The 6,510-nt window shown below is 75.5% G+C and carries 1 protein-coding gene and 1 pseudogene; both read left to right on the top strand.

Annotated elements, in window-relative coordinates; genetic code table 11:
* The coding region (locus tag ACFY8W_RS37975) for a phosphopantetheine-binding protein (protein ID WP_391115745.1) at nt 1–914 on the top strand (914 nt) is incomplete at its 5' end.
* A 116-nt stretch (nt 915–1,030) separates the two neighbouring features.
* Nucleotides 1,031–6,510: pseudogene (locus ACFY8W_RS37970) on the top strand (beta-ketoacyl synthase N-terminal-like domain-containing protein); the annotation flags it as partial.

The raw sequence follows: 6,510 nt of genomic DNA, 5'->3' as shown, positions 1-6,510 counted from the left end.
ACGCCGCCGCCAACACCTTCCTCGACGCCCTCGCCCACCACCGCCACACCCACGGACAACCCGCCACCAGCCTCGCCTGGGGACTCTGGGACGAGGGCGGCATGGGCGAGCGGCTGACCGCGACGGACCTCGCGCGGCTGCGCCGCTCCGGGATCGTGCCGATGCCTCCGGAGGAGGCGCTGCGGATGCTGGACACGGCGCTCGGCTCGGCGGAGCCGCTGCTCTACCCGGCCCGGCTCGACCTGAACGCCCTGCGGACCCTCGCGGCCGCCGGTACCGGCCCGGAGCCGCTGCTCGGCCTGGTGCGCGGCGGACCGGCGCGGCGCAGTGCCGCGGCCGGGCCGGGCGCCCGGGCGGCCGGCGGTGCGGTGCCCCTCGCCGACAGGCTGGCGGCGACGCCGGCGGAGGGGCGCGAGGAGCTGGTGCTCGGTCTGGTGCGGGAGCACGTGGCGGCGGTCCTCGGGCACGGCTCGCCGGACCGGATCGACGCCGAACGCGGGCTGCTGGACCTGGGCTTCGACTCGCTGACGGCGGTGGAGTTCCGCAACCGGCTCAACGGGGTGACGGGGCTGCGGCTGCCGACGACGGTGGTCTTCGACCACCCGACGCCGGCGGCGCTCGCCCGGCACCTGCTCGGCGAGCTGGCCGTGACGGCCGGTCCGGCGGGGCCCGCGGGCCCGGCCGGTCCCCTGGAGGCGATCGAGCGGCTCGAGGAGCTGCTGCGGCAGCACTCGGCCGGCACCGCGGCCGGGGACGCCGCGGAGGCGGCCGAGATCACCCAGCGGCTGCAGTCCGTGCTGCAGGGCTGGCACGGACTGACCGCCTCCCTCGCGGAGCCGGCGGCCGACGACCTCGACTCCGCGACCGACGACGAGCTCTTCGAAGCCCTCGACAAGGAGCTCGGCCTGTCCTGATCTCCGCCCCGGCGCCCGGCGCCGTCCCGTCCATCCCTCTTTTCGACAGCAGTGAAGGTTGAGCTCCCGTGGCGAACAACGCTCCCGTGGCGAACGTGGCGAACAACGAAGACAGGCTCCGCGACTACCTCAAGCGGGCGACCACCGACCTGAGGCTGGCCCGGCGCCGGATCTCGGAGATCGAGCAGGCCCGGCACGAGCCGATCGCGATCGTCGGCATGGCCTGCCGCTACCCGGGCGGGGTGTCCTCGCCCGAGGACCTGTGGAAGCTGGTCAGCGAGGGCACCGACGCCATCGGGCCCTTCCCGGACGACCGCGGCTGGGACGAGGACCTGTACGACCCGGACCCGGAGGCCGTCGGCAAGTCGACGACCGCCCGGGGCGGGTTCCTGTACGAGGCGGCGCAGGCGGACGCGTCCTTCTTCGGGCTGAGCCCGCGCGAGGCGATGGCCACCGACCCGCAGCAGCGGCTGCTCCTGGAGACGGCCTGGGAGGCGTTCGAGCGGGCGGGGATCGACCCGACGACCCTGCGCGGCAGCGACACCGGAGTCTTCGCCGGGGTGATGTACAACGACTACGCCTCGCGGCTGCGGCCGGCGCCCGAGGAGTACGAGGGCTATCTGGCCAGCGGCAGCCTGGGCAGCGTGGCCTCGGGCCGCCTCGCCTACGTCTACGGTCTCGAAGGCCCCGCGGTGTCCGTGGACACCGCCTGCTCCTCGTCCCTGGTGGCCCTGCACCTCGCGGTGCAGTCGCTGCGGCAGGGCGAGTGCTCGCTCGCCCTCGCGGGCGGTGCGACGGTGATGGCCACGCCCAACACGTTCGTGGAGTTCAGCCGGCAGCGCGGGCTGTCCGCCGACGGCCGTTGCAAGGCCTTCTCCGCCACGGCCGACGGCACCGGCTGGAGCGAGGGCGTCGGCCTGCTGCTCGTCGAGCGGCTCTCCGACGCCGTCCGCAACGGCCACCCGGTCCTCGCCGTCGTGCGCGGCACCGCGACCAACCAGGACGGCGCGAGCGGCCGGCTGACGGCGCCGAACGGCCCGTCCCAGGAGCGGGTGATCCGCCAGGCGCTCGCCAACGCGCAGCTGACGTCCGACCAGGTCGACGCGGTCGAGGCGCACGGCACCGGCACGACGCTGGGCGACCCGATCGAGGCGCAGGCCCTGATCAACACGTACGGGCGCGAGCGCGACGCGGAACGCCCGCTCTGGCTCGGCTCGTTGAAGTCGAACATCGGCCACACGCAGGCCGCCGCGGGCGTCGGCGGCGTCATCAAGATGGTGATGGCGATGCGCAACGGCAGGCTGCCGCGCACGCTGCACGTCGACCGGCCGACGGACCACGTCGACTGGTCGGCGGGCACCGTGCGGCTGCTCACCGAGGAGCAGCCCTGGACGGCCGCCGACGAGACCCCGCTGCGGGCCGCCGTGTCGTCGTTCGGCATCAGCGGCACCAACGCGCACGTCGTGATCGAGCAGGCGACGGAGCGGACCGCCGAGCAGCACGCGGAGCAGCCCGACGGCGAGCCCGCCCGCCAGGACGCGGCGGACGCCAAGGGCCCCCGGGCCACCGCCGGCGGCGCGGACGCCGGCCCGGCCGACGCCCGGGAGTCCGCCGAGGAGACCGCCGGACTCCCGGACCTGCCCTGGCTGTTGTCGGCCAGGTCGGAGCAGGCCCTGAAGGAGCAGGCGCGCCGCCTGCACACGTTCGCGACCGAGCACCCGGACGCGCCGCCGCAGGAGGTCGCGGGCGCGCTCGCGGCCCGTGCCCGCTTCGACCACCGCGCCGTCGTGGACGCGGCGGGCGACCGCGAGGCGCTGCTCACCGCCCTGGACGCCCTCGCCGAGGGCGGCGAGGCCGCCGGTCTGACCACCGGCACCGCGCTCACCGGAAAGACGGCGTTCCTGTTCACCGGCCAGGGCAGCCAGCGCCTCGGCATGGGCCGCGAACTGTACGAGTCCCACCCGGTGTTCGCCGCCGCCTTCCACGAGGTGTGCGACCGCTTCGACGCGATCCTGGACCGGCCGCTGCACGAGGTGATGTGGGGCCAGGACGCGGCGACGCTCAACCGGACGCAGTACGCGCAGGCCGCGCTCTTCACCCTGCAGACCGCGCTCTACCGGACCCTGGAGCACCACGGTCTGGTCCCCGACGCGCTGATCGGCCACTCGATCGGCGAGATCGCCGCCGCGCACGCCGCCGGCGTCCTGGACCTGCCCGACGCCGTCACGCTGGTCGCGGTCCGCGGGCGGCTGATGCAGGCCGCCCGCGGCGACGGCGCGATGCTCGCCGTGCGCGCCTCGGAGGAGGAGGTGCGGGAGGCCCTCGTCGGCGTCGAGGGCGATCTGGACGTCGCGGCCGTGAACGGCCCGGAGGCCACGGTGATCTCCGGCGCGCAGGACGCGGCCGAGGCGGTGGCGCAGCACTTCGCGAAGCTCGGCCGCAAGACCACGCGCCTGACGGTCAGTCACGCCTTCCACTCGGCGCACATGGACGAGGTCCTCGGCGACTTCCGCAAGGCGATCGAGGGCCTGACCTTCCACGCGCCGAAGATCCCGGTGATCTCCAACGTGACCGGTCTGCCGGCCACCGGCGACGACCTGGTCACCCCGGCCTACTGGGCGAACCACATCCGCCGGGCCGTCCGCTTCCACCCCGGCATCCGGCACCTGGAGTCGACCGGCACCAGCCGGTTCCTGGAGCTCGGGCCGGACGCGACGCTCACGGCGCTCGCCCAGGACTCGCTCACCGAGCCGGCCGTTCTCGCGCCGACGCTGCGCAAGAACGCGCCCGAGTCCACGACCCTCGCGACCGCGCTCGCCCGCCTGCACACCGCGGGCCACACGCCGGCCACCTGGCGGCCCCAGGCCCCGGTGCCGTCCGTGGAGGGCCTGCCCACCTACGCGTTCCAGCGCGAGCGCTTCTGGCTGTCGCCCGGCGCCGTGACGACGGACGTCGCGTCCGCGGGACTCGCGGCCTCCGAGCACCCGCTGCTCGGCGCCCTGGTGGCGCTGGCCGACAGCGACCAGCTGGTGTTCACCGGCCGGATCTCGACGCGTACCCACGCCTGGCTCGCCGACCACACCATCGCCGGCACCACCCTGCTTCCCGGCACGGCCCTCGCCGACCTCGCCCTCCACGCCGCCGGCCACACCGACACGCCCACGCTGGAGGAACTCACCCTCGAGTCCCCGCTGCTGCTGCGCGCGGACACGCCGGTGACCCTGCACGTCACGGTCGGGCCCGCGGCCGGCGACGGCAGCCGGACGGTCGCCGTGCACTCGCGCACGGACGACGCCGAGTCCTGGACCCGGCACGCGTCGGGCACCCTCTCGGACGCGGTCGACGCGCCCGAGGAGCTGCCGTGGCCGCCGCCGGGCGAGCGCGTCGACCTCACGGGCGCGTACGAGGAGCTGCACGCCCACGGCTACACCTACGGGCCCGCCTTCCAGGGCCTGACCTCGCTCTGGCGCGACGGCGACGACCTGTACGCCGAGATCGAGCTCCCCGAGGGCGTCGACGCCGCGGGGCACACCCTTCACCCCGCCCTCCTCGACGCCGCGCTCCACCCGTGGGCGCGCGAGGTCATGGGCGAGGACGCCGGGAGCGTGCTGCTGCCCTTCAGCTGGCGGGGCGTGACCCTGCACGCCGTGGAGGCGACCCGGGTGCGGCTGCGGCTGACCCGGACCGGCGGGGACACCGTACGGCTGCTGCTGACCGACCCGGCCGGCGCTCCGGTCGCCACGGTGTCCGCCGTGACCGCGCGGGCGGGCGCCCTGGCCGACCTCTCGGCCGGCGCGGAAGGGCCGGGTGCCGGGCGGACCCCGCTGCACCTGGTCGACTGGAAGCCGCTGCCCACGGCCGGTACGGCGGCCGCGGCGCCGAAGGCCGTCGCCGTCCTCGGCCCGGACCCGCTGGGCCTGGCCGAGGCGCTCGGCGCGCCGGCCCACGCCGACGCCGCCGCGCTGCACGCGGCCGTCGCGGCGGGCGCCGAGACCCCCGGTGTCGTGCTCGCCACCTTCCTGGACGAGACCCCGGCCACGGACGACACGGCCTCGGCTCTCGAACTCCCTTCGCGGGTACAGGCGTTGAGCACCCGGGCGCTCGAACTGACGCAGGACTGGCTGGAGTGGGAGTGGCCGGCCGGTGCCGCGGCGGAGCCGCGGTTCGTGGCCGTGACCCGCGGCGCCGTGGCCGCCAGGCCCGGGCCCGAGATCCGGGATCTGGCCGCGTCCGCCGTGTGGGGCCTGCTGCGCGCCGCGCGCACGGAACACCCGGACAGGTTCGGCCTGTTGGACGTCGACGACGTCGTCAAGGAGCGTACGGACGGGCTGGCCGCGGCGGTGTCGGCGCTGCTCGCCGGGGACGAGCACCAGCTCGCGGTGCGCGACGGCGGTGCCTACGCGCCCCGCCTGGTGCGGGCCGACCGGGCGCCCGAGGTGCTCGTGCCGCCGAAGGACACCCCGTACTGGCGGCTCGACGTGCACAGCTCCGGCACCCTGGGCAATCTGGCGCTGCTGCCCGCGCCGGAGGCGGGCGCGCCGCTGGGCCACGGCGAGGTGCGGGTCCAGGTGCGGGCCGCGGGTCTGAACTTCCGTGACGTGCTCGTGGGCCTCGGGATGTACCCGGGCGACGAGGCGCGGATCGGCGGAGAGGCGGCCGGCGTCGTCCTGGAGACGGGGCCGGGCGTGACCTCGGTGGCGGTAGGCGACCGGGTCATGGGCCTGTTCCCGCTGGGTGCGATCGGGCCGGTGGCGGTCACCGACCACCGCTGGGTGACCCGGATGCCGCAGGGCTGGACGTTCACGGACGCCTCGGTGATCCCGGTCGTGTTCCTCACCGCGTACTACGGCCTGGAGGACCTGGCGAAGGTGCGCCCGGGCGAGTCGCTGCTCGTGCACGCGGCGACCGGCGGTGTGGGCATGGCCGCGCTGCAGCTCGCACACCACTGGGGCCTGGAGGTCTACGGCACGGCGAGCAGGCCCAAGTGGGACGTGCTGCGTTCACTGGGCGTGGCCGAGGACCGGATCGCCTCGACCCGCACGCTCGACTTCGAGGAGCAGTACCGGGCCGCCACCGGCGGCCGGGGCTTCGACGTGGTGCTGAACTCGCTGGCCCAGGAGTTCGTGGACGCGTCGCTGCGGCTGCTCGCGCCGGGCGGCCGGTTCCTGGAGATGGGCAAGACCGACATCCGCGACGAGGCCGAGGTGCGGGAACGGTACGCGGGCGTGTCGTACACCGCGTACGACCTGATGCGGGTGGAGCCCGAGCGGGTCCAGGAGATGCTGGTCGAGCTGGTGCGGCTGTTCGAGTCCGGGGAGCTGCGGCGGCTGCCGGTGACCGCGTGGGACGTGAGCCACGCGCCGGAGGCGCTGCGCTACCTGAGCCAGGCCCGGCACACGGGCAAGGCGGTCCTGACGCTGCCGGCTCCGCCGGACCCTGAGGGGACGGTGCTGATCACGGGAGGCACGGGCGTCCTGGGCAGCATGCTGGCCCGTCACCTGGTGACGAAGCACGGCGCGCGTCACCTCGTCCTCACCAGCCGCCGCGGACCCGACGCCCCCGGCGCCGACACCCTCGCCACCGAACTCACCGCACT

The organism is Streptomyces sp. NPDC012637, from assembly GCF_042954805.1.
Lineage (GTDB): Bacteria > Actinomycetota > Actinomycetes > Streptomycetales > Streptomycetaceae > Streptomyces.
The sequence above is the reverse complement of the archived record's forward strand: the minus strand, read 5'-3'. Positions and strand labels throughout refer to the sequence as shown.